Raw genomic sequence first — 26,393 nt, 5'->3', positions numbered from 1 at the left:
CGAAGGACCGGCATGCACATATCCCGCGTCTCCCGCGTCTCCCCCAAGTCCCGCAGGCCCAGCCGCACCGTGAAAGCCGCCCGGTGGGGTGCGGCGCTGCTGGCACTGTCGGGGACCGCCTCCGTCCTGGCCCCCCTGTCGGCACAGGCCGGCGGTCCGGCCGGCGACCCCGGCCGGGAGAAGCCCACCATCGTGCTCGTCCACGGCGCCTTCGCCGACGCGTCCAGCTGGAACGGTGTCGTGCAGCGCCTCCAGCAGAACGGCTACACGGTGGCCGCGCCGGCCAACCCGCTCCGGGGCATCCCCGAGGACTCGGCCTACCTCGCGAGTTTCCTGAAGTCCGTCAGCGGGCCGATCGTCCTGGTCGGCCACTCCTACGGCGGTGAGGTGATCACCCAGGCCGCCGTGGGGAACGACAACGTCAAGGCCCTCGTCTACATCGACGCGATCATGCCCGACGCCGGGGAGTCCTTCACCAGCCTCTCCGCGAAGTTCGCGCCCGCCCCGCTCACCAAGGCGCTCAAGCAGGTGCCCTTCCGCAACGGCGACGGCACCACCGGCACGGACGTGTACGTACAGCCGGCCCTCCTGCGCCAGGTCTTCGCCGCCGACCTGCCCACGAGCCAGACCACCCTCCTCGCGGCCACCCAGCGCCCGATCGCGCTGTCCGCGTTCTCGGCCAAGCTCACCGGCGCCGCCTGGCGGGACAGACCCGTCTACGTCCTCGTCGGCAAGCAGGACCGGGCGATCAACCCCGACCTGGAACGCTTCGAGGCGAAACGCGCGCACGCCCGGAAGACCGTCGAGATCGACTCCTCGCACGTCTCCCTCGTCTCCCACCCGCAGGCGGTCAAGGACCTGATCGTCGACGCCGCCGAGAACTACATGTGGCACTAGGGCAGGGCGCACCGGGCCTTACCCCCGGGCGCGCTCGAACGTGCCGTACATCGTCGCCCGCGCGAGCGCGTGGCCGAACAGGAGGAAGTCGAGGTAGGCGGGGGTCGTCGACTCCGACACCGCCAGTTCCTCGGCGTCGACGGCATGCACCACGAGGAAGTAGCGGTCCGGGCCGTTGCCCGGCGGGGTCGCCGGACCGAGGTATCTCCGGTAGCCGGCGTCGTTGGCCAGCGTCACCGCCGCGCCGGGCAGTTGTCTGCCGTCTCCCGCCCCGGCCGGAAGGTCGGTCACGGAGGCGGGCAGGTTGGCCACCGCCCAGTGCCAGAATCCCGAGGCGGTGGGCACGTCGGGATCGAACATCGCCACCGTGAAACTCCGCGTCTCGGCGGGAAAACCGGACCAGCTCAGCTGCGGCGAGACGTCCGACCCGCCGGCACCGAGAATTCCGCTCACCTGCTCGCGGGCCAGTTCCCCACCGTTGGCCACGGATTCCGAGGCCACCGAGAAGGCCCTGATCGGCGGCAGGAAATCGTAAGGACCATAGGGTCTGATCATGGCAATCCCTCGACACCGTCGGTTTGCCGCACCTCAGGAAATCCCCTCACAACAATACCCGTCGACCCGTCACAGGAATGTCCGATGCATTTCCCGCACGGCGGCCACGAGTTGCGGCTGCCGGAATACCCGCCCAGACTTGATGGGCGCATTTGTAGGTGTTCCGGAAACGTGTCCCGGAGGAGCGTCCCATGGCCAGGATCCTGTGTGTGGTGACCGGCGCGAGCTACTGGACCCTCAAGGACGGACACCGACATCCCACCGGCTACTGGGCCGAGGAGTTCGTGGCTCCCTACAGCGTGTTCACCGACGCCGGACACGAGGTCACCGTGGCCACACCGCACGGGGTCGTACCCGTCGTGGACACGATGAGCCTGCGGCCCCGCATGGCGGGCGGCGAGGAGAACGCCCTCCGCGAGGAGGCCGTCATCGAGGACGCGGAGGAGCTGCGGTACGCCGTCCCCCTCACCGACATCCGCCTGGAGGACTACGACGCGGTGTACTACCCCGGCGGCCACGGCCCGATGGAGGACCTGTCGGCCGACCCGGACTCCGGCGCGCTGCTGCGGGAGGCGCTCGCCTCCGGCCGTCCGCTGGGCATCGTCTGCCATGCCCCCGCCGCCATCCTCGCGACCCGTGACGAGAACGGTGACACCCCCTTCGCGAACTACCGGCTGACGGGCTTCTGCAACGAGGAGGAGGCCGGTGTCGGCTTCGCCGACAAGGCCAAGTGGCTGCTGGAGGACGAGCTGAAGAAGCTGCCCACCGAGTATTCGCGGGGCCCGGCCTGGGAGCCCTACACGGTCGTGGACCGCAACCTCTTCACCGGGCAGAACCCCGCGTCCTCCGGCCCGCTCGCCCAGGAACTCATAGCGGCACTGCCCTGAGCCGGGCCACCGCCGGCCCCATGATGACCATGGGGCCGGTGCTCGCTGCGATCGCTGCGGTCACTCGAAGACGAATCGCTGCGGTCACTCAAAGACGATGACCTGGCGTCCGACGACGTCCCCCCGGCCCAGGGCGTCCAGGTTCTCGTTGATGTCCTCCAGCGCGACCTTGGTCACGTTGTGCCGGACCAGGCCGGCCTCGGCGAGCGAGAGCACCTCGACGAGGTCCAGGTGGTTGCCCCAGAACGAGCCGAGGTAGGACAGCTCGGTGCCCACGAACGGGAACTGCCGGTGCTCGACGCGCTGGCTCATCAGGCCGACGGCCACCAGCGCCCCCTCGGGGCCCAGCAGGTCGAAGCCCATGGAGACGGACGGCTCGCTGCCGACGCAGTCCAGGATGGCGTGGATCGTCCGTCGGCCGGTCAGCCTCTCCAGCTCGTCCTGGATGGCCTCCGTGGACCTGTTCCGCACGTTGATCCCGTGGTCCGCGCCGTTCTCCCGCGCCACGTCCAGCTTGCTGTCCGTCCGCGCGAGGGCCACCACGGTCGCGCCGCCGCCGAGCAGCTTCGCGTACTGGATCCCGTAGCTGCCCAGCCCGCCGATGCCCGTGACCGCGACGGTCCGGCCGGGGCCGAGCTTGCCGGCGTCTCGGAGCTTGCGCATCCCCCGGTACGGGGTCATCCCCGCGTCGGTCATCGGAGCGAGCAGCTCCGGCGCCCGCGCGGCCTCCTCGGAGACCGGGATCGCGTGACGGCACTCCACGGCCATGTACTCGGCGAAACCGCCCGGCGGCCCGAAGCCCACCCACCGGCCGTCGCCGCTGCACAGCTGCTCGTTGCCCTCGCGGCACTGCCGGCACGTGCCGTCTCCCCAGCTGGGGTTGACCACGACCATGTCGCCCTCGGAGTAGCCCACCGTCGGGGGCACCCCGGCGCCGAGTCCCGCCACCCGGCCCGTGACCTCGTGACCGGGGATGTAGGGCAGGTCCACCGGGAACGGCCCCTCGAAGTAGCCGTTGAGCAGCTGGTAGTCGCTTCGGCACATGCCGGTCGCGGCGACCTTCAGGAGTATCTCTTCCGGCCCGGGCCCGGGCACCGGGACCTCTTCGATCCGAAGGGGTTCCTTGTATCCGTGCATCCGGGCTGCCCGCATCTGCATCTGCGTCATGGGGGTCTCGCTCTCGCCGACCAGCGGAAAAGCGGCTCCGGGCGTGCGGCACGGGCAGGAGAGGGGTCCCGGGCGCCGGTCACCGCGGCCGCCGCTTCGGACCTCACCATGGTCGCGCGCCCGCACCTGGCACGCATCCGGTGCCGCCGCATCCCCAGAGGGTACAAATGGGTGAATTGCTGGACCTTACGGTCAGCCATACGGTGGATTCATGGCTATCGCAACGACGAGTCCGGTGACCGGCGAGGTCCTCCGGCGGTTCGACGAGCTGACCCCCGGGGAACTTGAGGACAAGCTCGCCCGCGCGGCGGCAGCGGCCGCCTCGTACCGGCTGACGAGCGTCGAGCAGCGAGCGGAGTGGCTGCAGCACGCCGCCGACCGCCTGGAGAAGGAGGTCGAGAGCGTCAGCGAAATGATCACCACGGAGATGGGCAAGACCTTCCGGGCGGCGGAGCAGGAAGTGGTCAAGTGCGTGCACGGGCTGCGCTACTACGCCACCGAGGGCCCCGCGTTCCTGCGGGACCTGGACGGCGACGGCGAACGCGTGGGCGCGCGGCAGACGTTCGTCACGTACCAGCCGATCGGTGTCGTCCTCGCGGTGATGCCCTGGAACCTGCCGCTCTGGCAGGCCATGCGGTTCGCCGCACCCGCGCTCACGGCGGGGAACGTGGGGCTGCTCAAACACGCCTCGAACGTGCCGCAGTGCGCCCTGTACCTGGAAGAGCTGTTCCGCGAGGCGGGCTTCCCCGAGGACGTGTTCCAGACCCTGCTGATCTCCTCGGGACGGGTGGAGCAGGTGCTGCGCGACCCGCGGGTGGCCGCCGCGACACTGACCGGCAGCGAACCGGCCGGACGGTCGGTGGCTGCCATCGCCGGTGACGAGATCAAGAAGGTGGTCCTCGAACTCGGCGGCTCCGACCCCTTCATCGTCATGCCCTCCACCGACCTGGACCGGGCCACCGAGGTCGCGGTCAGGGCACGGACCCTGAACAACGGGCAGTCCTGCATCAACGGCAAACGCTTCTACGTGCACGAGGCCATCGGCGACGCGTTCATCGAGATGTTCGTGGCGAAGATGGCGGCACTGGTGGTCGGCGACCCGATGGCCGAGGACACCGACGTCGGACCGCTCGCCACCGAGTCCGGCCGGCAGGACGTGGAGTCCTACGTCGAGGACGCCGTCGCCAAGGGCGCGACCGTGCTGCTGGGCGGCGAACGCCCCGACGGACCCGGCTGGTTCTACCCGCCCACCGTCCTGACCGGCATCACCCCGGAGATGCGCATGTACCACGAGGAGGTCTTCGGCCCCGTGGCACAGGTGTGGACGGTCTCCTCCCTGGAGGAAGCCCTGCGGGAGGCCAACGGCCACCCCTACGGCCTCGGATCCAACCTGTGGAGCGAGGACGAGGACGAACGCGAGCTGTTCGTCCGCGACATCCAGTCCGGCATGGCCTTCATCAACGGCAACACGACCAGCTACCCCGAGATCCCCTTCGGCGGCGTCAAACGCAGCGGCTACGGACGCGAGCTGTCCGACCTCGGCATGCGGGAGTTCATGAACGCCAAGACCGTCTGGATCGGCCGCAGCGCCGCCTGAACCGGACGGCCCCGACGCCGAGGGAGGCACGATGACCCGGGCCGGCCTGGCCGCCGCGCGTTCCAGCACGGCGCAACTCGCGAAGATCGTCCCCCAGGTGGACGACGGCCAGTGGGAGCTGCCGTCCGCCTGCGCCGGCTGGCGCGTCATCGACGTGGTGGCCCACCTCGCGGCACTCGCCACCGAGGCCGTCGACCCGCCACCGCCCGACCCCGCGTGGCCGGAGGTCCGCGAGCGCTACCACGACCTGCGCGTCGACGAACGCCGCGGCCTCAGCCATGCCGACGTCCTCGACGAGTGGCGGCAGAGCACCCCCCGCCAGCTGGACCTGCTGGCGGCGGCCCAGGAACGCCCGGGGGCCGACGAACCCGTCGAGGTCCCCGGGCTCGGCACCTACCCCCGCCACCTCCTCGCCAACACCATGGCGTTCAACGTCTTCTGCCACCTCCGCGACGACCTGCTCGCCCCGGACGGCCCGCTCCCGCTCACCCTGCCCGAACCGACCGACGACCAGGTCGCCCCCGCCATCGACTTCATGCTCGCCGGCCTCCCCCAGATGCAGGGCCCGGAACTCACCGCCACCCTCCGCCGGCCCCTGGTCCTCGACCTGACCGGCCCCGGCGCGACCACCGTCACCGTCCACCCCGCGACCGCCCCGGACGGCCTGCTGACCGTGACACCCGGCGCGGCCGCCCCCACCCGGGTGCAGAGCACGGCACTCGACTTCATCGCCTGGGCCACCACCCGCAAACCCTGGCGCGACCACTGCACCATCACGGGCGACCCCGCCGACGCGACCCCGTTCCTCGACCGCCTCGACATCATCTGACCCGCTCGACCCGCTCGACCCGGACGGCCCGGACGGCCCGGACGGCCCGGACGACCCGGACGCCCCGGACGCCCCGGACGCCCCGGATCAGAACGCGTACGGATCGCCCGTCGCCAGCACCAGCACCCGCTGCTTGTCGTTCGTACGGTCCTGGTCCACCGCGCCCCCACCCCACACCACGTCCACCGCCAGCGTCACCTCCGCCGGCCGCTCCCGCAGCCGTACCGGCACCACCAGCTGCTCGCCGGGCACCTCGACCGCCAGCGGCCCGGTGTCGCAGACCACCTCCCGGTCACCGGTGCGCGTGCACCCGGCCGGCAGCTCCTGCGTGTCCGCCAGCGGCGCCGACGAGGCCAGCCGCACACTGGCCCCGGTCACGCCGTCCGGCCCGTGGTTGCGGGGAGTCACCCGGACCTCCACCAGGTCCCCGCTCAGCACCGCGGACCCGTGCACCTCCAGATCGGCGCTCCCGGCCCAGGCGGTACCCCCGCCGCCCACGACCAGGACACCCACCGCCACCGCCACCGCACCGGCCACCACCGGTCCACCACGACGCTTCGCCATGCCACCCGTCCCGTCCGACTCCGGCATCCGTAACCCTGCTCTCGTACGGATGTATGCCACCCGGGCCCCGCCGCAGGCGCCCCCCATCAGGTGACGTCCACCGGGCATGGCACGCTGCACGCATGCTCATCCTCCGCTCGGCCGCCCTGTTCGTCGTCGCCGCGTTCTTCGAGATCGGCGGCGCCTGGCTGGTCTGGCAGGGCGTGCGCGAGCACCGCGGCTGGCTCTGGGTGGCCGGCGGCATCCTCTCCCTCGGCGCCTACGGCTTCGTCGCCACCTTCCAGCCCGACGCCCACTTCGGCCGCATCCTGGCCGCGTACGGCGGCATCTTCGTCGCGGGTTCGATCCTGTGGGGCGTGGTCGCCGACGGCTACCGCCCGGACCGCTGGGACCTCACGGGCGCGGCGATCTGCCTGGCGGGCATGGCAGTGATCATGTGGGCACCCAGAAACTGACGTGAGGTTCGCGCCCCCGAAGGGGCGCTGGGGGTACCCCCGGCCGAAGGCTCGGGGAGGAACTGCGCGACCAGCCACAACGGACCCGCAGCCAGCCGATTCCGCAACCAGGACGGCACCTAGACTCTCCAAAGCAAGCCGCACACCTGACCCACCCCCGCTGAGGAGACCCCCATGGCCCCGTCCCGCATCGCGGTCGTCACCGGCGCCAGCAGCGGCATCGGCGCCGCCACCGCCCGCCGGCTCGCCGAGGCCGGCTACCGCGTCGTCCTCACCGCCCGCCGGGAGGACCGTATCGAGGCCCTGGCCAAGGAGATCAACGAGGCGGGCCACCAGGCCACCGCCTACGCCCTCGACGTGACGGACCGCGCGGCCGTGGACGAGTTCGCGACGGCCTTCAAGACGGTCGCCGTCCTCGTCAACAACGCCGGCGGAGCCCTCGGCGCCGACCCGGTCGCCACCGGCGACCCGGCCGACTGGCGCACGATGTACGAGACGAACGTCATCGGCACCCTGAACCTCACCCAGGCCCTGCTCCCCAGGCTGGAGGCGAGCGGCGACGGCACGGTGGTCGTGGTCTCCTCCACCGCCGGCCACGCGACCTACGAGGGCGGCGGCGGCTACGTCGCCGCCAAGCACGGCGCCCACGTCCTCGCCGAGACCCTCCGCCTGGAGATCGTCGGCAAGCCGGTCCGGGTCATCGAGATCGCCCCCGGCATGGTCAAGACCGACGAGTTCGCCCTGACCCGCTTCGGCGGCGACGAGGAGAAGGCCGCCAAGGTCTACCAGGGCGTCGCCGAACCCCTCACCGCGGACGACGTCGCCGACACCATCACCTGGACGGTCACCCGCCCCAGCCACGTCAACATCGACCTCCTGGTCGTCCGCCCCCGCGCCCAGGCCTCCAACACCAAGGTCCACCGGGACCTCTGATGCCGGACGAGGACACCCCCGCGGCCGCCCTGGAAAGGCAACTGGAAAAAGACCGCCTGCAACAGGAAACGAAGAACGAACGCCAGGTCTGGTACTTCCTGGCCTACTTCCTCTTCGGCATCCACATCATCGCCTTCGTGATGATCTACGCGGTCCGGCACGCCAAATAACCCGAGCGCCGCCAGAACACCGGACCCAGCACTCGCACCACACCAACAACTCGACGGCCCCCGGCAGGGAATACCACCCCAGCCGAGGGCTCGCGGCCCTGCACAACCCCGAGCCCTCGTTCAGCCGGACGTCAGCCCTTCACACAGACGACCTGCTTCAACTTCGCGACGACCTGCACCAGGTCCCGCTGCTGGTCGATGACCTGGTCGATCGACTTGTAGGCGCCGGGGATCTCGTCCACGACACCGGAGTCCTTACGGCACTCCACGCCCCGGGTCTGGTCCTCCAAGTCCTTCGTCGAGAAACGACGCTTGGCCGCATTACGGCTCATGCGCCGACCCGCACCGTGCGAGGCGGAATTGAAGGACATCTCGTTGCCGAGACCCTTCACGATGTACGACCCGGTGCCCATGGAGCCGGGGATGATGCCGTATTCCCCGGTTCGGGCACTGATCGCACCCTTGCGGGTCACGAGCAGGTCCACGCCTTCGTAACGCTCGCGGCTCACGTAGTTGTGATGGCAGCTCACTTCGGGTTCGAAGGTGACTTTCGCCTTCTTGAACTCCTTGCGGATCACACCCTTGAGGAGTGCCATCATGAGCGACCGGTTGTACTTCGCGTACTCCTGAGCCCAGTAGAGATCGTGCTCGTAGGCCGCCATCTGCGGAGTGTCCGCGACGAAGACGGCGAGGTCCCGGTCGATGATCCCCTGGTTGTGCGGAAGCTTCTGAGCCACGCCGATGTGGTGCTCGGCAAGTTCCTTGCCGATGTTCCGGGATCCGGAGTGCAGCATGAGCCACACCGAGTCGGACGTGTCGACGCACACCTCGATGAAGTGGTTGCCGGCCCCGAGCGTCCCCATCTGCTTCACGGCCCGCTCCTCCCGGAACTTCACCGCCTCCGCAACCCCGTCGAACCGCCCCCAGAATTCCCCCCACCCGGCCGTGGCCAGCCCGTGGAAGTCCCCCGGCTCCACCGGATCGGTGTGCATCCCGCGCCCCACCGGAATCGCCTGCTCGACCTTCGACCGCAGTCGCGACAGGTCGCCCGGCAGGTCGTTCGCCGTCAGGGACGTCTTCACCGCGGACATCCCGCAGCCGATGTCGACCCCGACCGCCGCCGGGCAGACCGCGCCCCGCATCGCGATGACCGACCCGACCGTCGCGCCCTTCCCGTAGTGGACGTCCGGCATCACCGCCAGGCCCTCGATCCACGGCAGGGTCGCGACGTTGCGCAGCTGCTGGAGCGCGACGTCCTCGACGGTCGCCGGGTCGGTCCACATCCGGATCGGTACCTTTGCGCCCGGTATCTCCACGTACGACATGTCTTCCTCATTCCCCCGCGGGCAGCACATCAAAAAGGACAAAAAGCTTTAAATTAAACAAAACGCAAATGCGGCGCCATAGGTCCGGAAACCAGACAGGGGACCGGCGTTCACAGCAGTGCGTGCGATAGACATTGTCTCCAGGGGGCGCCCCGCTGCGGCAAGCGATTAACCAGCGGGGACACTGGAGCAGGACCGAGCGGACCAGTGAACGGAAGGAGCCTGACCGTGCAGCGGAAGGCGTACGTAACCGGCATCGCCGCCCTTCTGGCGGTCCTGCTGGCCGGCTGCACGAGCGGTTCCAGCAGTGGCGACGACGCCACCGACAAGAACGCGGACGCCAGCACCTCCACCGTCGCCGCCCAGCCCGGCAAGTACCGCACCCTCCCGGAGGCCTGCGGCGCGGTCAGCCACGACACCCTCGACTCCCTGCTGCCGGGCATCGCCCAGATCACCGACGACGATCAGCGCGCGAAGGCGTACGCGGGCGAGGCTGCGCTCACCTATGACACCGACCGCAAGGTCGGCTGCCACTGGAAGATCGAGTCCACCGACGCCACCGACCGGCTGTCCGTCGACTTCGAGCGCGTGGTGTCGTACGACAACGCGGTCAGCGACGACAGCGAGGCGCAGACGATCTACACGCAGCTGGAGTCGGCGGCCGACATCCCCGAGTCCGCGCCCCCGACCCCGGCCGACACGGAATCGCCGTCGGCGTCCGCGTCGTCGTCGGCGTCGGACTCCCCGTCCGCGACCGCGTCGCCCACCGGATCCGCGGATCCGTCCTCCTCGGCCTCCACGTCGGCCTCGGACTCCGCCTCCTCCTCCGCCTCGTCCTCCACCACCCCGGCCGGCCTCCAGCCGCGTACGCTCTCCGATCTCGGCGACGAGGCGTATCTCGACGACCAGCTCAGCGGCTCCGGTTCGACGGCCGAACAGCGGACGGTGACTGTGGTGTTCCGCACGTCCAACGTCGTCGTGACGATCGTGTACGAGGAGCAGCCGATGGCCACCGGGACCGTGCCGGACAGCAAGGAAATGCAGGACAGGGCGCAGAATCTGGCCGCGCAGCTGGCCGAGGCCCTCAACGGCTGAGGGCTCCGGCACGCCCTCTGCACGCCGTCCGCAAAGGACGCGAACCGAAACCGCACAGCTCCCTCACCGCGTACCGTGGCCCCTCGGACCCGATCCGACCGCAGGAACCCCGAACGTATGAGTGAAGGAACCATGCAGCGAGTAGCAGTCCAGTCAGACGACCAGCGCGCCCGGAGCGGACGGAACGCCCAGCGACGGGCAGGGCGCCTGCGCCGCGGCCTCGTCTGCGCGGCCGCCGTTCCCGCCGTGGCCCTGTTCGCGACGGCCTGCTCCTCGGACTCGGGCGCCGCAGCGCAGGGGTCGGACAGCGGCTCCAACGCGGCCGTCGGGTCGACCGGTTCCGGCGACTCGGCCGCCGCTTCCCCGACCGTCCAGGCGGCCAAGTACGCGAAGCTGCCCGAGCCGTGTGCGGTGCTGTCGAAGAAGACGCTCACCGCGCTGGTGCCGAAGGGCGTGAAGTCGGGCAAGGAGGGCACGTCGGACGACGTGGCCACGCGGGGCAGCTGCTCGTGGAGCAGTCTGGACAGCAACGGCGTGAAGGGCTCCCAGTTCCGCTGGCTCAACGTCTCCTTCCTGCGCTTCGACTCGGACGCCGGCCGCGGTACGGGCGAGAAGCAGGCCGAGGCGTACTACACGAGCCAGGTGCAGGGTGCCCAGTCCGTGGCGGGTGCCAAGAACACCAAGTCGGTGCCGGTGACCGGGGCCGGCGACCAGGCGACGGCCGTGCGCTACGACCTGAAGAAGAAGGAGGGCGCCTTCAAGCAGCAGACGGTGGTGGCCCGGGTCGCGAACGTCGTCGTCACTCTCGACTACAACGGTGCGGGTCTGGCGGGTGCGAAGGCTCCGGACGCGGACACTCTGACGAAGGTGGCGGAGAAGGCGGCGGCGGAGGCGGTGGCGTCGGTGGCGACGGCCAACGGCTCTGGTTCCGCGCCGAGTTCACCTGCGGCGACACCCTCGAAGGCGGCCTCCAAGTCGCCCAGTGCCTCGGCGTCGCCTTCCAAGTCGTCGACCAAGAAGAGCTGACCGGCCATACGTGCGCCGCACTGATGTGCCACCCTGTTGCGCGCAACAACACGCAAGGGGAGGGGAGTACCGGTGGCCGCGCCAATGCAGCTGACTCGGATGCACCGCGTTCTCATCGGTGTGGTCGTGACCGGCGCGATGATCATCGCCGGCATCGGCTTCGCCGGCTCGTACGCGGCCGTCCGTGAGCTGGCCATCAAGAAGGGGTTCGGGAACTTCGCCTATGTGTTCCCGATCGGCATCGACGCGGGCATCTGCGTCCTGCTCGCCCTTGACCTGCTGCTGACCTGGATCCGCATCCCCTTCCCGCTGCTGCGGCAGACGGCCTGGCTGCTGACCATCGCGACGATCGCCTTCAACGGCGCCGCGGCCTGGCCGGACCCGCTGGGTGTGGGTATGCACGCGGTGATCCCGATCCTGTTCGTGGTGGCGGTCGAGGCCGCCCGGCACGCGATCGGCAGGATCGCCGACATCACGGCGGACAAGCACATGGAGGGGGTGCGCATCACCCGATGGCTGCTCTCCCCCGTCCCGACCTTCCTCCTGTGGCGACGGATGAAGCTGTGGGAGCTGCGCTCCTACGACCAGGTCATCAAGCTGGAGCAGGAACGTCTCGTCTACCAGGCGAGGCTCCGCTCGCGCTTCGGCCGGGCGTGGCGCAGGAAGGCTCCCGTGGAGTCCCTGATGCCGCTGCGGCTGGCGAAGTACGGCGTCCCCCTGGCGGACACGGCTCCGGAGGGGCTGGCGGCCGCGGGCATCGACCTGCCGGCGCTGCTGCCCGCCGCCGAGCCGGCCGCGGCCGCGCGTGCCGCCGCGGCGGCGCCCGCCGGTGCGCAGCGCCCGGAGCTGGCCCCCGGCCCCGACGCCGGCCCCCGCCCCGGGCAGCCCGGGTACGGCGCCGAGCCGGAGCCGCCGCAGCCCGGCCTGGAGGTCAGCCCCTGGCTGCAGGCCCGAGACCCCCAGCAGATCGAGTACCAGGGCGGCTACGACCCGACGTACGACCCTCGGTACGCCGCCTGGCTGGCGCAACAGCAGCAGTACCAGCAGGAGCAGTACCAGCAGTTCCAACAGTTCCCCCAGGACCAGTTCCCGCAGGACCAGTTCCCGCAGGAGCAGTTCCCCCAGGGCCAGTTCCCGCAGGACCAGTTCCCGCAGAACGAGCAGCCGCTGCCCGTGGAATCCCCCGCGGAGACCACGGGCAGCTTCCCCATCCCGTCCGGTCCGGGGCGCACCCGTGAGCTGGGCGAGGGCGGCGGTCCCCCGGAGCCCCCGGCGCCGTCGGAAGAGGACTACTACCTGGTCTTCCGCGAGTCGATAAAGAGCGGCAACGGAGCACCCACCCCGCGCGGGTTCATGGCCGATGTCGAGGCGACCTACGGCGTCGCCCTCGACGAGACCGAGTCCAAGCGCATGGTGACCCGCTTCTCCAACCGTCTCAACGCCGAGCTGACCGACGAGCACATCGCCTGACAGGCACGCGGTCCGACAGACACGAGGTCCGACAGGCACGCGGAAGGGGCCCTCCGGAAACCGGAGGGCCCCTTCCGCACGTCGGCCTACGCGCCGAGCAGCAGCCGTACGCGCTCCTGCCCCACCGCGAGCAGCAGCGTGGGCAGCCGGGGGCCGGTGTCCCGCCCGACCAGCAGGTGGTAGAGCAGCGCGAAGAACGTCCGCTGGGCCGTCTTGATCTCCGGCGGCAGCTCCTTCGGCGTCGCGTCGGCGGAGAACCCGGCCTGGACCTTGGGCACGCCGTAGACGAGGTGGGTCAGTCCGTCCAGCGACCAGTGCTCGGCGAGTCCGTCGAGCAGCAGTCGTACGGAGTGCTGGGACGCCTCGTCGAGGGACTTCAGCAGCTCGGCGTCCGGCTCGTCCCGGACGATCGTCCGCTGGTCGGCCGGTACCTGGGTGTTGATCCAGGCCTCGGCCTTGTCGTACCGCGGCCGGGCCTCGTCCACCGACCCGAGCGGGTTCGCCGGGTCCAGTTCGGTGAGGATGCGCAGCGCCTGGTCCTCGTGCCCGGCGGTGATGTCGGCGACGGAGGCGAGGGTCCGGTACGGCAGCGGGCGCGGCGTCCGGGGCAGCTCGCCGCCGGCCGTCCGGACGGCACGCGAGTGCGCGGCGATGTCGCCGGGCAGCGCGGACCCGTCGGCGACCTTCCCGTCGAGCTTGTCCCACTCGTCGTAGAGCCGCTGGATCTCCTGGTCGAAGGCGATCTTGAAGGACTGGTTGGGCCGGCGCCGGGCGTACAGCCAGCGCAGGATCTGCGGCTCCATGATCTTCAGGGCGTCGGCCGGGGTGGGCACCCCGCCCCGGGAGGACGACATCTTCGCCATCCCGCTGATGCCCACGAAGGCGTACATGGGCCCGATGGGCTGCTTGCCCCCGAAGATCCCGACGATCTGCCCGCCGACCTGGAAGCTGGACCCCGGCGACGAGTGGTCGACACCGCTGGGCTCGAAGATCACGCCCTCGTAGGCCCACCGCATCGGCCAGTCGACCTTCCAGACCAGCTTGCCGCGGTTGAACTCGCTGAGCCGGACGGTCTCGGAGAACCCGCAGGCGGCGCAGGTGTACGTCAGCTCGGTGGTGTCGTCGTCGTAGCCCGTGACGGTGGTCAGGTCCTTGCCGCAGCCGCCGCAGTACGGCTTGTACGGGAAGTACCCGGCGGAGCCGGACGACCCGTCGTCCTCGCTCGCCGCGCCCGAGCCCTCCTCGGCCTCCAGCTCGGCCTCGTCGACGGGCTTCTGCTGCTTCTTCGCGGGGGCCTTCTTCGTCCGGTACTGGTCGAGGATCGCGTCGATGTCACCGCGGTGCTTCATGGCGTGCAGGATCTGCTCGCGGTACACGCCGGAGGTGTACTGCGCGGTCTGGCTGATCCCGTCGAACTCGACGCCCAGCTCGGCCAGCGACTCGACCATGGCGGCCTTGAAGTGCTCGGCCCAGTTCGGGTGCGCGGAGCCCTGCGGGGCGGGCACCGAGGTGAGCGGCTTGCCGATGTGCTCGGCCCAGGACTCGTCGACGCCGGCGACACCGGCCGGGACCTTGCGGTAGCGGTCGTAGTCGTCCCAGGAGATCAGGTGCCGGACCGGGTATCCGCGCCGCCGGACCTCGTCGGCGACCAGGTGCGGGGTCATGACCTCGCGCAGGTTGCCCAGGTGGATGGGCCCCGACGGCGAGAGCCCGGACGCGACGACGACCGGTTTGCCCGGGGCCCGACGCTCCGAGTCCTCGATGACCTCGTCCGCGAAACGGGAGACCCAGTCGGTGGTCTCGGTGCTCTGAGCCACGATCGGCACGTCCTTCTTTCTGGCGCGGGACAGCCGGTACGGTCGCACGGCTGACCGCTCCATTCTCCCAGCCGACCCCGAATCCACGAAAACGGGTTCCCACCGCACCCCTGATCGGCGGCGCAGCCGCCGTTCCGGGGGCGCGGGGCTGTATCGATGTGCGGCTCCGCCGCGTGGGCGCGACCAGCCCCCACGGCGCCGCACCCGGCCACCCCACCGCCCGCGCCCGCGCTCGTAGCCGCAAAAACCCCTTTACCCCCCGTGAAATACTGGACCCGTATACCAATCCCCCCGAGGAGAACGGCTCCCACCCCATGGCCCCGGTCACGCCCCTCAGCGCCTCCGTCAACCAGCAGCTCACCGACGCCCTCTCGGCAACCTTGCCGGAGGCCCCCGTCGACCCGCTGCTGCGACGCAGCGACCGGGCCGACTACCAGGCGAACGGCATCCTCGCCGCCGCCAAGAAGGCCAAGGCCAACCCCCGGGAGCTGGCGGCGCAGGTCGTCTCGCACATCACCACCGGCGCGGACCTGATCCAGGACGTCGAGGTCTCCGGCCCCGGCTTCCTCAACATCACCCTCTCCGACAAGGCGATCACCGGGAACCTCGCCGCCCGGTACGCGGACGGCGACCGCCTCGGCGTACCGGCCAAGGCCAACCCGGGCATCACGGTCATCGACTACGCGCAGCCGAACGTCGCCAAGGAGATGCACGTCGGCCACCTGCGGTCCGCGGTGATCGGCGACGCCCTGCGCGGCATGCTCGACTTCACCGGCGAGACGACGATCGGCCGGCACCACATCGGCGACTGGGGCACCCAGTTCGGCATGCTCATCCAGTACCTGATCGAGAACCCGGACCAGCTGTCCGCGGAGACCGACACGGACGGCGAGCAGGCCATGTCGAACCTGAACCGGGTCTACAAGGCGTCCCGGGCGGTCTTCGACGCGGACGAGGCGTTCAAGGAGCGGGCCCGGAAGAGGGTCGTGGACCTCCAGTCCGGCGACAAGGAGACCCTGGAGCTCTGGCAGCGGTTCGTGGACGAGTCGAAGGTCTACTTCTACTCGGTCTTCGAGAAGCTCGACATGGAGATCCGGGACGACGAGATCGTCGGCGAGTCGGCGTACAACGACGGCATGCCGGAGACCGCCCGCCTCCTGGAGGAGAGCGGCGTCGCGGTCCGCTCCGAGGGCGCGCTCGTCGTGTTCTTCGAGGACATCCGGGGCAAGGACGACCAGCCGGTCCCGCTGATCGTGCAGAAGGCGGACGGCGGCTTCGGCTACGCGGCCTCGGACCTGACGGCGATCCGCAACCGGGTCACCGACCTGCACGCCACCTCGCTCCTCTACGTCGTGGACGTCCGTCAGTCCCTCCACTTCAAGATGGTCTTCGAGACGGCGCGGCGGGCGGGCTGGCTCACCGACGACGTCACCGCGCACAACATGGGCTACGGCACCGTGCTGGGCGCGGACGGCAAGCCGTTCAAGACACGTGCGGGTGAGACCGTACGGCTGGAGGACCTGCTGGACGAGGCGGTGCAGCGGGCCGCCGAGGTCGTCCGGGAGAAGGCCCAGGACCTCACCGAGGACGAGATCCAGGAGCGGGCCGCGCAGGTCGGCATCGGGGCCGTGAAGTACGCGGACCTGTCGACGTCGCCGAACCGGGACTACAAGTTCGACCTGGACCAGATGGTCTCGCTGAACGGCGACACCTCCGTGTACCTCCAGTACGCGTACGCCCGTATCCGGTCGATCCTGCGCAAGGCGGGGGAGGTCCGGCCGGCCGCCCATCCGGAGCTGGAACTGCACGCGGCGGAGCGGGCGCTGGGCCTGCACGTGGACGCGTTCGGCGACACGGTCTTCGAGGCGGCGGCGGAGTACGCCCCGCACAAGCTGGCCGCGTACCTGTACCAGCTGGCGTCGCTGTACACGTCGTTCTACGACAAGTGCCCGGTCCTGAAGGCCGACACCCCGGAACAGGTGGAGAACCGCCTCCTCCTGTGCGACATCACGGCCCGCACCCTGCACCAGGGCATGGCGCTGCTGGGGATCAGGACGCCGGAAAAGCTCTGACGCGGTCCCGGCCCGTCCCTCACTGCGGGGGCGGGCCGGTGACGGATTCCAGGGCCAGTTCGCCCGCGAGGCGGTTCAGCGCTGCCGTACGGGCCCCGGTGCGGCCCCAGGCGGTCAGGATCGCGGCGATGCGGGCGTCCACCTGGCGCCGGTCGTACCCCAGCCAGGCGGTCTCGCGGAGTTCGACGGCTTCGTACGGTCGCATGGGCTTCGCCTCCCGGTCGGCTCGCTCCCGGGCGTCGGCGACGCGCCGGGACGCCGCGGGGTAGCGCTCCGCGAGGAACCGCTCCATCGTGTCGAGGTGGGCCTGCTCGTTCTGCCACTCGTGTCTGAGGCGGGCCATGTACGCGTCCACCTGCGCACGGTCGTAGCCCTGTGCGGCCAGGTCGAAGTCGCCGCCGGAGAGGGTGCCGCGGGCGGTGGTGGGCGGTGGTGCGGCCGCGGGCGGGTCCGCCGCGGGCCGGGGTCCGGTGGCGCCGGGGCCGGTGGCGCCGGACCCCGGCCGTCGTGGGCCGCTTCCGGGCGGCGGCGACGATGGCCTCGGCCTCCCGCCGGGCGCGCTCCAGGGTCTCCCGGGCCGTCCGCTCGGCTTCGGCCCGCGCCGCGGCCAGCGCCTCGTCGGCGACGCGGCGGCCGTACCGCTCGGCTTCCTGCCGGATGTCCCACGCCTTCCTCAGCAGTCGCCGGACGACGTCGTCGCCGTACCCGAGTGCGGTGACGTCCAGGTCGGGGGCGGCGACGGCGTGCTCGTACAGCAGTGTGCCGAGGGCGTCGTGGACGGTGGCGGCGGTCTGGGGGCGGTCCTCGGGGCGTTTGGCGAGGAGGCTCGTCAGGAGGGCGTCGAGGGCTTCGGGGAGGTCCGGGACGAGGGTGCGCGGCGGTGCCGGGGTCTCGTCCATGTGCATGCGCAGCACGCTCAGGGGATGGTCGGCGACGAAGGGCGGGCGGCCGGTCACCGCGTGGTAGAGCAGGCAGCCCAGGGAGTAGAGGTCGCTGCGGTGGTCGATCTCCCGGGTGCCGAGGGCCTGTTCGGGGGACATGTACGGCGGGGAGCCGAGCAGCGCGCCGGTGGCCGTGAGTTCGTTGACGCCGAGCGATTCGCCGATGAACTTCGCGACCCCGAAGTCGAGGACCTTGACCGTGCCTTCGGGGGTGAGCAGGACGTTGGCCGGCTTGATGTCGCGGTGGACCACCCCGTGCCGGTGGGCGGCGCCGAGGGCCCGGGCGATCTGTCCGGCCCAGCCGACGGCCAGTGGCCACGGCGGCGTGGACTGTCTGAGCCGCCTGCTCAGCGGGACACCGGGGACGAGTTCCATGACGAGGTAGAGGACCCGGCGCTCGTCGACGCGCACCTCGCCCCAGTCGTGCACGGTGACGACGTTCGGGTGCAGGACCCGCCCGGCCAGCTGGACCTCCCGCTCGAACCTCGCCTGGGTCTCCGCCTCGTCCGCGAGCGGCAGCGCATGGACGATCTTGACGGCGACCGGACGGCGCATCCGTACGTCCTGCGCGGCCCACACCTCGCCCATGCCGCCCGCGCCGAGCCGGGCCCCGATCCGGAACCGCTCGGCGATCAGCACCCCTTCCACCGGCCGCCTCCCTCTTTCAGGACCCCGCCGAGTCACCGGAACTGCCGTAGGAGCCGCCCGCCTGCCGGCGCAGTCGGCGGGCCTCCTCCTCCAGGCGGTGCGCGACCTGCGGCGCACCCTCCGTGAGGCCGCTGGCGCTGAGCTGGGCGGCGAGTGCGGTGAAGTAGTGGGCGGTGGACAGGAGCAGGTCGTCCACGCCGATCGGAGCCGGGCCCCGGGGCAGGGCGTTGGCGTCCTCGGCCACGCGCCTGATCTCGTCCCGGAGCTGGCTCTTGGCGTCCTCGGTGAGGGAGACGGCCCGGTCGAGCTGGGCGAGCAGGGAGTCGCAGGACCGGCGCAGCTCGGCCAGCAGCCGGTCGTCCCTGCCCACCTGGCTGATCCCGACCGTCTGGGCCGCGAAGACGTCGCCCCGCAGCAGCCGGTCGCCGGCCACGACGGGCTCGTAGCGGCGCAGGTCGATCGCGGCGGTCGCGCCCAGGGCCGCCCGGAAGCACGGGTGGACGTGGAACTCGCTCTCGTGCGGCTGGACGGGCAGGTCGTTGCCCCCGGTGAAGACGATGTCGTTGCCGCGCCGTACGCCGAGGAAGCCGACGTCGTGGAGGACGTCGACGATCCCGGGGAGGGTCAGTGCCTCCGCGTAGGCGGGGAAGAGCCGGTGCAGGGACTGCTCGGCCGCCTCGAAACGGCTGCGCAGCGCGGCGCGGGAGACGACGTAGCCCGCGTTCTGGAAGAGCGGGAACAGGTACTTCAGGAACGGGTGGGCGACCAGGTACTCCAGGGACAGGTCCTTCAGCTTCCAGGCGGAGAACTGGAAGCCCGCCTCCAGGACGTCCGCCTCGGTGATCCGGGCCCGGCCGTGCTTGAGGTGGGCGGTCTCCTGGCAGAGGTTGAGGAACTGGATGGCGTCCCGGGGCCGGGGCAGGCAGCGGCGGAAGAGGTGGGCCGGTGTCCACTCGCCCTCGACGGCCGGCGGGAACAGCTCCTGCCACAGCCGGTCGGCGGTCAGGCCGGCGCCGACGGAGGCCCGGGCGCGGGCCAGGGCGAGGTCGCGCAGCGCCTCCTCGGTCCAGGCGATCCGCAGCTCCTCCAGATGGAACTTGTCCAGTTCGCCGAAGGACAGCGAGTCGTAGATGTCCGCCCGCAGGAACAGCAGGAGCTGCACCATCCCCGTGTACCGGCCCGCCGCGTGCTTGGCGGCCAGCAGCAGCCCGATGACCATGGAGTTGCTGTCCGGCTCGGCGGACCACACCAGCTCCAGCTGGTCGACCATGAGCAGCAGCGGCGGGTGCGCGGCGGCGCAGCCGAGGTCGGCGAAGGCGCGTTCCACCCCGTGCTCCACGACCTTCAACTGGCGCTGGGCACGGGCTCCTTCGGACGACGTCCCCGCCAGGTCGATCGCCGCCTTGACGCCGAACGCCTCCAGGGAGAGGGAGGTCTGCAGCCCCTGGACGGTCTGTGCCAGCCGGTCCAGGCCGCCGTCCTCCAGTTCGCCGTTCTGCTTGAGGAACTTCAGCAGCGCCTTCACCGAGGTGGGTGTCTTCCCGTGCGCCTGCTTCGCGTGCGTGGCGAGGTGCCGGGCCGCGTGGACGGCGAACAGGTAGCGCCAGATCAGCGCCTTGGCCGAGTCGCCTGGCAGCCCCTGCAGCTCGAACCGGCGGATCTCGTCGCCCGCCACCTCGTCCGGGGTGACCAGCGTCTTCCCCGCGTACCCGGGGCCCCGGTCCGCCATCAGCTGCATGCAGACGGCGCTCTTGCCCGACCCCTTGCGCCCGATGATCAGCATCTTCTGCCCGGACACGGCGGCCCGGTAGGCCGCGTTGGGCAGAAAGCCGCCGCGCAGCAGCAGCCCGTCCTTGACATCCCGCTCCGCGTCCTCACGGCCGAAGTGCAGACGCGCGAGCAGCCCCCCGTCGTCGCTCATGACATCCACCGTATCGGCCGGCGGCACGGTCGCCGACGGGTTCTGCACGGAGACCACCGACAGGAAGTCCCCGCCCGCCGCCCGTTCCGGGCGACCGCGTCCGGCGCTGTCAGTGACGCCCCTTACAGTCTTCGCCATGGCGACTCTTCCCAACCCGCTGCCCAAGCTGGCGACCGACCCGAGCGGCCGGTCCCTGGGGCTTCAACTCCCGCCCGGGACACTGCTCGACGACACGCTCGACGGCCCGTGGCACGCGCCGTTGCTGTGGTACGCCGGGCAGCCCGCCGGGCCCGGGACCTGGACCGCGCTGGGCGCGCCGGCCGCCCGTGCGGGGCTGCTGCCGGTGCTCATCGACGTGTCCGAGGTCGACGACTGGGACTTCGCGCCCGGGGACACGTCGTACCCGGGGGACCACGACGCCGACGAGGTGCTGGAGGACTACTGGGAGGAGGACCCGCCGGAGGGCGAGGAGTGGCCGGGGCTCGCTCCCTCCCCGGCGCTGGTCGCCGACCCGGACACGCGGGCCGCGGACGTCGCCGACGCGCTGAGCCAGGGGCGGCCCTGGCTGAAGGAGCCGCATCTGGCGCTGGTGTCCGCCCGGCGCAGCGCGGACATACCGGCGGCCATCGGCTGGAGCGGCCCGGTGAACTACGAGGAGGACACGGGCCGGCTGTGCGCGGTGCTGCGCTCCTGGGAGGACCGGTTCGGCGCCCGGGTGGTGGCGCTCGGCTTCGACCACCTCGCGCTGTCCGTCGCCGCCCCGCCCGCCGGCCTGGACGAGGCGGAGGCGGTCGCCGCCGAGCACTTCGCGTTCTGCCCGTACAGCGTGCTGCCGGGCGACGACGACACCCTCTCGTCGTACGCCGAGCAGCTGGTCGGCGAGCGGCTGTGGCACTTCTGGTGGGACTGAGCCCCGGCCTCGGCTAGCTGCCCAGGCCCTTGGCGAGCCTCCGCAGCCCCTCCCCGATCTCCTCCGGCGTCTGCGTCACGAAGCACAGCCGCAGCGTCGAGCGGTCGGGGTCGGCGGCGTGGAAGGGCTCGCCGGGGACGTAGGCCACGTTCTGCTCCACCACCCGGCGGAGCAGAGCGGTGGTGTCGTACGACGACGGGAGCCTGGCCCAGAGGAACATGCCGCCCTCGGGCCGGTGCCAGGTGGAGCCGGCCGGGAGGGCGTCGGCCAGGCCCGCGAGCATGGCGTCCCGGCGTTCGCGGTAGACCGCGCGCACCGTGGCGACGTGGGCGTCCAGCACGTCCAGGTAGCGGGCGGCGGCGAGCTGGTTGAGGGTCGGGGTGTGCAGGTCGGCCGCCTGTTTGGCCACCGCGCAGGCGCGGCGCAGGGCGTCGGGCGCGCGGAGCCAGCCGAGCCGCAGGCCGGGGGCCATGACCTTGGAGAAGGAGCCGAGCAGGACGGTCCGGTCCGCGGCGCCCGGGAAGGACGCAATCCAGGGGACGTGGTCGCCGTCGTAGCGCAGCTCGCCGTAGGGGTCGTCCTCGATGATCCACAGGCCGTGGCGGGCGGCGGCCGTGGCCAGGGCGGCACGGCGGGCGGCGGGCATGGTGCGGCCGGTGGGGTTCTGGAAGGTGGGTACGAGGTAGAGGAGTTTGGGCCGTTCGGCGCGGATCAGCTCCTCCAGCGCGGCCGGGTCGACGCCGTCCGCGTCCCCGGGCACCGGCAGCACGCGTGCGCCGGCCAGCCCGAACACCTGAAGTGCCGCCAGGTAGCAGGGGCTTTCGACGAGGATCGTGTCCCCGGGGTCGATCAGGGCGCTCGCGAGGAGGGAGAGCGCCTGCTGGGAGCCGGTGGTGACGAGGAGGTCGTCGGCCGCGGTGGGCAGGCCCCGCGCCGAGATGCGCGCCGCGAGCCGCTGCCGCAGGGCCGGTTCGCCCTCGGTCGTCGAGTACTGCAACGCCCGTTCCGGCGCTTCCTCCAGCACCGCGCGGAAGGCGGCGGCGATGCCCTCCCGGTCGAACAGTTCGGGGGCCGGCAGCCCGCCCGCGAAGTTGATCACCTCGGGCCGGGCGGTCACCGCGAGAATCTCCCGCACGGGTGACCCGCCGACGGTGCGGGCCCGGGCCGCGAGCGGGGGAAGCGGGGCGGGAACGGGGGCGGAGGCGGAGTCAGGGGTGAGGGTCATGGACGGCTCCTTGGGCTGATCCTCGTCTTGACGGGAGCGTAGAGAGGTACGTGCCGCCTACACCCGTAATTCCGCGATCCGGACGGGCCGGCCTCGGGCGCCCCCTACCGCCGCCCCCTACCGCCGTCCCGCACCGCCGTCCGCTACCGCCGTCCCGTACCGCCGTCCCACGGGACGGGATCCGCACAGCTCACCGGGGTGGACCGGGCTCGGGCGTCCCGAATCCCCCGTCGGCTCTGGCGGACGGGGCGAGCCGCCCCACAGGCTGAGGGCACAGCGCTGCCCCCGCACCCCGCACCCCGAGCGCCGACCACGCCGAGATCGTCAAGGGAGCCCTCGCATGTCCGTCACGCACCGCACCCCGGCCTCCGGCCGCCGCCGTCTCCTGGCGACGGCCGCCCCGGCGCTGGTCGCCGCGACCGCACTGAGCGGGTGCCGGGACGGCCAGGGCGTACGCGACGAGGGCCCGTCCTCCTCCGCGGCCCGCCTCCGGCACTCCGACCGTCCGGCACACTCCCCGACGCCGGCGCCCGCGCCGACCTCACGGCAGACCTCATGAGAGTGCCCCGGCGGAATTGCTTCTGCCGGGGCGCGGTCGGACGCGGTCGGACGCGGTCAGCCCAGCATCCGGGCGGCCTCGACCGCCCAGTAGGTGAGGATGTTCTGCGCGCCCGCCCGCCGGATGCCCGTCAGGGTCTCCAGGATCGCGCGGTCGCGGTCGATCCACCCCTTCTCGGCGGCGGCCTCGACCATCGAGTACTCGCCGGAGATCTGGTAGGCGACGACCGGCACGTCCACCGAGTCGGCGACCCGCGCGAGGATGTCGAGGTAGGGCCCGGCCGGCTTGACCATCACCATGTCGGCCCCCTCCTCCAGGTCGAGGGCCAGCTCCCGCAGCGACTCCCGCACGTTGGCCGGGTCCTGCTGGTAGGTCTTGCGGTCGCCCTGCAGCGAGGATCCGACGGCCTCGCGGAAGGGGCCGTAGAAGGCGGAGGCGTACTTCGCGGTGTAGGCGAGGATCGCGACGTCCTCGCGCCCGATCTGGTCGAGCGCGTCGCGGACGACGCCGATCTGCCCGTCCATCATCCCGCTGGGCCCGACGACATGGGCGCCCGCGTCGGCCTGCACCTGGGCCATCTCGGCGTACCGCTCCAGGGTGGCGTCGTTGTCGACGCGCCCCTCGGCGTCGAGCACCCCGCAGTGGCCGTGGTCGGTCGTCTCGTCGAGGCACAGGTCGGACATGACGAGGAGGTCGTCGCCGACCTCGGCGCGCACGTCGCGCAGCGCGACCTGGAGGATCCCGTCCGGGTCGGTGCCGGGCGTGCCGAGGGCGTCCTTCTTGCTCTCCTCCGGCACCCCGAACAGCATGATCCCGGAGATGCCCGCCTCGACCGCCTCGGCGGCCGCCTTCTTCAGGCTGTCCCGGGTGTGCTGCACGACGCCGGGCATGGCGGCGATCGGCACCGGCTCGCTCACCCCCTCCCTGACGAACGCCGGGAGGATGAAGTCCGCGGGGTGCAGCCGGGTCTCGGCGACCATGCGCCGCATGACGGGGGTGGTCCGCAGCCGCCGCGGCCGCGTGCCGGGGAAGGAGCCGTACTTCGTCATGCCCTCTACGCTACGCCCGTCACAAGAGCGCCCTTACCGACTCGGCGTCGGCGCCCCGGCCCGCTCCAGGGCGGGGCGCCGCGGCACCGGAAGGTCAGACCTCCAGGTCGGTCTCCAGCTTCTTCAGGCTGTGCCGGGCCAGCGCGAGGTTGCTCCGGGCGCGGTCCAGGGCGAGGTAGAGGAAGAGCGAGCCGCCGGCCTTGGTCAGGGGACGGATGAGGTGGTACTGGCCGCCGAGGGTGATCAGGATGTCCTCGATCTCGTCGTCGAGGCCGATGGACTTCAGCGTGCGCTGCTTGGCGCGGACCACCTCGGTGTTCCCGGCCGCCGCCAGCTCCAGGTCCAGGTGCGGTCCGCCGCCCAGCACGCCGAGCGACATGCCGCTTTCGTAGTCGACCAGGGCGACCCCGACGGCCCCGTCGATGCTCATGGCTTCCTTGAGCGCTGTCTCGATGTTCACGCTGGTGCCCTCGATTTCCTTACGTGGGTCGACTCGGACGCAAGCGGTTCGACGAAGGTTGCTTCCTGACCTGTCCGAGTCCGAATAAACGTCATCTTTGGCCAGTGTTGCAACAGTTGGCAATAAAGTACTGTGCGACCGAGGGGTCAGGAGGGGGAACTCATGGCTTTGCTGGATGCAGCCCTGCACGACGTCGGACGGACGCCCGGCGTCACCGCCGCCGCCCTCGTGGACGGCGTGACCGGCCTCTCCTATGCCGAGTTCGGCGCCCAGGAACCGGCCCAGGACGCCCAGGAGACCGCCCACTCGGTGACCATGAACCTCAACCGGGCCGGTTTCACCGGAGAGTTGGAGGGCATCGTCGTCACCACCGCCGCCCACCACCATGTGACGGCCCGCGTCGACCGGGAGGGCGACCCGCTCCTGCTGTTCGCCCTGGTGGACCGGGACCGCACGAACATCACGTGGGCACTGCGCGACCTGGCCGAGCACACGGACCGACTGCTCGCATGACACAGGAGACACCGGCCGCCCGCAACATCCCCGCCCTGCTCGCCGCCCTGCACGCCGAGAAGCGCTCCTGTGCCGTGCTGGTCTCCGGCGCCCCGGGCGGTGTCATCCACGTCCGCGACGGCATGGTCGTCGGCATGGAGACCCCCGGCGCCCCCGGCGTGGAGGTGCTCCTCCTCAAGTCGCGCAGGATCACCGAGGACGACTGGACGGCCGCCCGCGCCACCGGCACCGACCCCGCGCACCTGGCCCGGGAACTGGTCGCCCAGGGCCTGCTGGGCGCCACCGAACTGGAGATCACCGGCCGGGCCGCCCTGTTCGACGCGGCCTTCGCGCTGGCCCTGACCAGCCCGGACGGCTGGGAGGTGACCGATCCCCGCCCCCTGCTCGACACGGGCACCGCGGTACCGCCCGACCGCCTGGTCACGGAGAACACCCGCCGTATCCGTCTGCTGGCGAACGAGCGCGGCGCCACCGCCCGCTTCGCCCGCGACCACCCGGAACCGGCCCCGGCCGCCCGCGACCCGCGGCAGACCGCCCGCCTCTCGCCCCGCCACCGGAACCTCCTGACGGTCGCCGACGGCCGCAGGACACCCCGGGACATCGCCTTCGCCCTCGGCCGCGGCCTGTTCGCCGTCATGCTGGACCTCCGCGACCTCCTGGCCCTGGGCCTCCTCCAGCCCCCGTCCGCCACCCCCACCGACCGCCCGAGCACGGCACCGCGCACCCCACCCGCTCCCCCCACGGCGGCACCGCACCCCGCAGCGGCCCCGCTCCCCCGCCGCAAACGCTAGTCCCGGGCACCAGTGGCCCACGCACCACCGAGCACGACAGCACAGGAGGAAGCGACCATGAACGATCCCGTGCAGGACATCCTCGTCTCCTTGCGCGACCGGGTGATGGGCGTCCGCGAGACCACCCTGGCCACCGTCGACGGGCTGGTGGTGGCCAGCGACACCGACAAGACCCACCCCGAGTCCATGGCCGCCCTGGCAGCCGCCGCCATCTCCCTGGGCCACCGCCTCGCCGACCAGGGCGACACCGGCACCCTCCGCCAGCTCACGGCCCGCTGCAGCGCGGGCCACGTCATCGTCACCGCCGTGGGCACCCGAGCCCTCCTCGCCGTGGTCACCGACGAGGGCGTGGACGGCCTGGCCTTCGACCGCGAGATCCCGACGGTCATCGAGGACCTGAAGAAGATCCTCGCCAACGACACGGCCTGACCCGAAGCGCGCCCCGAAGGGGGCGCGGGGAACTGCGCGACCAGCCCCCACCGGCCCGCGGACGACCGACGACACAGCAGAGGGGGCC

At 71.5% G+C, this 26,393-nt stretch carries 25 protein-coding genes and 1 pseudogene; 16 read left to right on the top strand and 10 right to left on the bottom strand.

Features of this window, described 5'->3' with window-relative positions; translation table 11 throughout:
- The first annotated feature begins 12 nt into the window (after nt 1-12).
- Complete coding sequence (locus ACFZB3_RS09365; protein WP_391372251.1) at nt 13-897, top strand: alpha/beta fold hydrolase; 885 nt, start codon at nt 13-15, stop codon at nt 895-897.
- Nucleotides 898-915: 18 nt separating this feature from the next.
- Here ACFZB3_RS09365 and ACFZB3_RS09360 read toward each other — a convergent pair whose 3' ends face one another.
- Nucleotides 916-1,452, bottom strand: coding sequence for a YbhB/YbcL family Raf kinase inhibitor-like protein (locus ACFZB3_RS09360; protein ID WP_391372248.1), 537 nt, complete (start codon nt 1,450-1,452; stop codon nt 916-918).
- A 191-nt stretch (nt 1,453-1,643) separates the two neighbouring features.
- Between ACFZB3_RS09360 and ACFZB3_RS09355 the strand changes: the two genes are divergently transcribed.
- The gene (locus ACFZB3_RS09355; protein WP_391372245.1) at nt 1,644-2,339 is read left to right on the top strand and encodes a DJ-1/PfpI family protein; all 696 of its coding nucleotides are present in this window, start codon (nt 1,644-1,646) and stop codon (nt 2,337-2,339) included.
- 84 nt (nt 2,340-2,423) lie between these two features.
- Here ACFZB3_RS09355 and ACFZB3_RS09350 read toward each other — a convergent pair whose 3' ends face one another.
- Nucleotides 2,424-3,506 (bottom strand): zinc-binding dehydrogenase, encoded by a 1,083-nt coding sequence (locus tag ACFZB3_RS09350; protein ID WP_391372242.1) that lies wholly within the window; start codon nt 3,504-3,506, stop codon nt 2,424-2,426.
- Between the two features lie 211 nt (nt 3,507-3,717).
- Between ACFZB3_RS09350 and ACFZB3_RS09345 the strand changes: the two genes are divergently transcribed.
- Both ACFZB3_RS09345 and ACFZB3_RS09340 read left to right on the top strand, forming a co-directional pair.
- Entirely contained in the window at nt 3,718-5,103 is a 1,386-nt protein-coding gene (locus tag ACFZB3_RS09345; protein WP_391372239.1) for an NADP-dependent succinic semialdehyde dehydrogenase, read from the top strand.
- A gap of 31 nt (nt 5,104-5,134) precedes the next feature.
- Nucleotides 5,135-5,932: a maleylpyruvate isomerase family mycothiol-dependent enzyme gene (locus ACFZB3_RS09340; RefSeq protein ID WP_391372236.1), complete on the top strand. Its 798-nt coding sequence runs from the start codon at nt 5,135-5,137 to the stop codon at nt 5,930-5,932.
- An 87-nt stretch (nt 5,933-6,019) separates the two neighbouring features.
- Here ACFZB3_RS09340 and ACFZB3_RS09335 read toward each other — a convergent pair whose 3' ends face one another.
- The gene (locus ACFZB3_RS09335; RefSeq protein WP_391372233.1) at nt 6,020-6,496 is read right to left on the bottom strand and encodes a hypothetical protein; all 477 of its coding nucleotides are present in this window, start codon (nt 6,494-6,496) and stop codon (nt 6,020-6,022) included.
- Nucleotides 6,497-6,618: 122 nt separating this feature from the next.
- Between ACFZB3_RS09335 and ACFZB3_RS09330 the strand changes: the two genes are divergently transcribed.
- The 3 genes from ACFZB3_RS09330 to ACFZB3_RS09320 all read left to right on the top strand — a co-directional run bounded on the left by ACFZB3_RS09330 (nt 6,619) and on the right by ACFZB3_RS09320 (nt 8,054).
- A complete protein-coding gene (locus ACFZB3_RS09330; RefSeq protein ID WP_189266375.1) occupies nt 6,619-6,951 on the top strand; it encodes a YnfA family protein in 333 nt (110 codons plus the stop codon).
- Between the two features lie 174 nt (nt 6,952-7,125).
- Nucleotides 7,126-7,884, top strand: a complete 759-nt coding sequence (locus ACFZB3_RS09325; RefSeq protein ID WP_391372228.1) for an SDR family NAD(P)-dependent oxidoreductase — start codon at nt 7,126-7,128, stop codon at nt 7,882-7,884.
- Nucleotides 7,884-8,054 (top strand): hypothetical protein, encoded by a 171-nt coding sequence (locus ACFZB3_RS09320; protein WP_391372226.1) that lies wholly within the window; start codon nt 7,884-7,886, stop codon nt 8,052-8,054. Before ACFZB3_RS09325 ends, ACFZB3_RS09320 begins: the two co-directional genes overlap by 1 nt.
- Nucleotides 8,055-8,185: 131 nt before the next feature.
- On the opposite strand, the gene ACFZB3_RS09315 is transcribed toward ACFZB3_RS09320, so the two are convergent.
- Nucleotides 8,186-9,379 (bottom strand): RtcB family protein, encoded by a 1,194-nt coding sequence (locus ACFZB3_RS09315; RefSeq protein ID WP_391372223.1) that lies wholly within the window; start codon nt 9,377-9,379, stop codon nt 8,186-8,188.
- A gap of 228 nt (nt 9,380-9,607) precedes the next feature.
- On the opposite strand from ACFZB3_RS09315, the gene ACFZB3_RS09310 reads away from it, so the two are divergent.
- The 3 genes from ACFZB3_RS09310 to ACFZB3_RS09300 all read left to right on the top strand — a co-directional run bounded on the left by ACFZB3_RS09310 (nt 9,608) and on the right by ACFZB3_RS09300 (nt 12,970).
- On the top strand, nt 9,608-10,474 hold the full coding sequence (locus ACFZB3_RS09310) for a DUF3558 domain-containing protein (RefSeq protein ID WP_391372220.1): 867 nt from the start codon (nt 9,608-9,610) through the stop codon (nt 10,472-10,474).
- A gap of 117 nt (nt 10,475-10,591) precedes the next feature.
- Entirely contained in the window at nt 10,592-11,500 is a 909-nt protein-coding gene (locus tag ACFZB3_RS09305) for a DUF3558 domain-containing protein (RefSeq protein WP_391372218.1), read from the top strand.
- 99 nt (nt 11,501-11,599) lie between these two features.
- A complete protein-coding gene (locus tag ACFZB3_RS09300) occupies nt 11,600-12,970 on the top strand; it encodes a DUF2637 domain-containing protein (RefSeq protein WP_391372217.1) in 1,371 nt (456 codons plus the stop codon).
- Nucleotides 12,971-13,056: 86 nt separating this feature from the next.
- Here the strand turns inward: ACFZB3_RS09300 and lysS are convergent, their stop codons facing one another.
- On the bottom strand, nt 13,057-14,796 hold the full coding sequence (lysS, locus tag ACFZB3_RS09295) for a lysine--tRNA ligase (protein WP_391372214.1): 1,740 nt from the start codon (nt 14,794-14,796) through the stop codon (nt 13,057-13,059).
- Nucleotides 14,797-15,101: 305 nt separating this feature from the next.
- Here lysS and argS point away from each other — a divergent pair, with 305 nt between their 5' ends.
- On the top strand, nt 15,102-16,859 hold the full coding sequence (argS, locus tag ACFZB3_RS09290; protein WP_391372211.1) for an arginine--tRNA ligase: 1,758 nt from the start codon (nt 15,102-15,104) through the stop codon (nt 16,857-16,859).
- Nucleotides 16,860-17,644: 785 nt separating this feature from the next.
- Here argS and ACFZB3_RS09285 read toward each other — a convergent pair.
- Both ACFZB3_RS09285 and ACFZB3_RS09280 read right to left on the bottom strand, forming a co-directional pair.
- Nucleotides 17,645-18,439 (bottom strand): annotated as a pseudogene (locus ACFZB3_RS09285) (serine/threonine-protein kinase); the annotation flags it as partial.
- Between the two features lie 25 nt (nt 18,440-18,464).
- Nucleotides 18,465-20,369 carry a P-loop ATPase, Sll1717 family gene (locus ACFZB3_RS09280; protein WP_391372207.1) on the bottom strand — a complete coding sequence of 635 codons (1,905 nt, stop codon included), beginning with the start codon at nt 20,367-20,369 and terminating at the stop codon, nt 18,465-18,467.
- 136 nt (nt 20,370-20,505) lie between these two features.
- Between ACFZB3_RS09280 and ACFZB3_RS09275 the strand changes: the two genes are divergently transcribed.
- On the top strand, nt 20,506-21,279 hold the full coding sequence (locus tag ACFZB3_RS09275) for a DUF4253 domain-containing protein (protein ID WP_391372204.1): 774 nt from the start codon (nt 20,506-20,508) through the stop codon (nt 21,277-21,279).
- 13 nt (nt 21,280-21,292) lie between these two features.
- Here the strand turns inward: ACFZB3_RS09275 and ACFZB3_RS09270 are convergent, their stop codons facing one another.
- A complete protein-coding gene (locus tag ACFZB3_RS09270) occupies nt 21,293-22,504 on the bottom strand; it encodes an aminotransferase class I/II-fold pyridoxal phosphate-dependent enzyme (RefSeq protein WP_391372201.1) in 1,212 nt (403 codons plus the stop codon).
- 340 nt (nt 22,505-22,844) lie between these two features.
- Between ACFZB3_RS09270 and ACFZB3_RS09265 the strand changes: the two genes are divergently transcribed.
- Nucleotides 22,845-23,063, top strand: coding sequence for a hypothetical protein (locus ACFZB3_RS09265; protein ID WP_391372198.1), 219 nt, complete (start codon nt 22,845-22,847; stop codon nt 23,061-23,063).
- 56 nt (nt 23,064-23,119) lie between these two features.
- Here the strand turns inward: ACFZB3_RS09265 and hemB are convergent, their stop codons facing one another.
- Together hemB and ACFZB3_RS09255 are read right to left on the bottom strand one after the other, a co-directional pair.
- Nucleotides 23,120-24,112 (bottom strand): porphobilinogen synthase, encoded by a 993-nt coding sequence (gene hemB / locus ACFZB3_RS09260; RefSeq protein WP_391372195.1) that lies wholly within the window; start codon nt 24,110-24,112, stop codon nt 23,120-23,122.
- A 94-nt stretch (nt 24,113-24,206) separates the two neighbouring features.
- A complete protein-coding gene (locus tag ACFZB3_RS09255) occupies nt 24,207-24,572 on the bottom strand; it encodes a hypothetical protein (RefSeq protein WP_391372192.1) in 366 nt (121 codons plus the stop codon).
- A 162-nt stretch (nt 24,573-24,734) separates the two neighbouring features.
- On the opposite strand from ACFZB3_RS09255, the gene ACFZB3_RS09250 reads away from it, so the two are divergent.
- The 3 genes from ACFZB3_RS09250 to ACFZB3_RS09240 are packed head-to-tail and all read left to right on the top strand — an operon-like array spanning nt 24,735 to nt 26,305.
- Nucleotides 24,735-25,085, top strand: coding sequence for a hypothetical protein (locus ACFZB3_RS09250; protein WP_391372189.1), 351 nt, complete (start codon nt 24,735-24,737; stop codon nt 25,083-25,085).
- Nucleotides 25,082-25,876: a hypothetical protein gene (locus ACFZB3_RS09245; protein WP_391372186.1), complete on the top strand. Its 795-nt coding sequence runs from the start codon at nt 25,082-25,084 to the stop codon at nt 25,874-25,876. Before ACFZB3_RS09250 ends, ACFZB3_RS09245 begins: the two co-directional genes overlap by 4 nt.
- Before the next feature lie 57 nt (nt 25,877-25,933).
- Complete coding sequence (locus tag ACFZB3_RS09240) at nt 25,934-26,305, top strand: roadblock/LC7 domain-containing protein (protein WP_391372183.1); 372 nt, start codon at nt 25,934-25,936, stop codon at nt 26,303-26,305.
- The last annotated feature ends 88 nt before the right edge of the window (nt 26,306-26,393 follow it).

This window comes from Streptomyces sp. NPDC008092 (genome assembly GCF_042957285.1).
Classification (GTDB): Bacteria; Actinomycetota; Actinomycetes; order Streptomycetales; family Streptomycetaceae; genus Streptomyces.
Note: the sequence above shows the minus strand (reverse complement) of the source record. Positions and strands in the feature narration are given on the sequence as shown.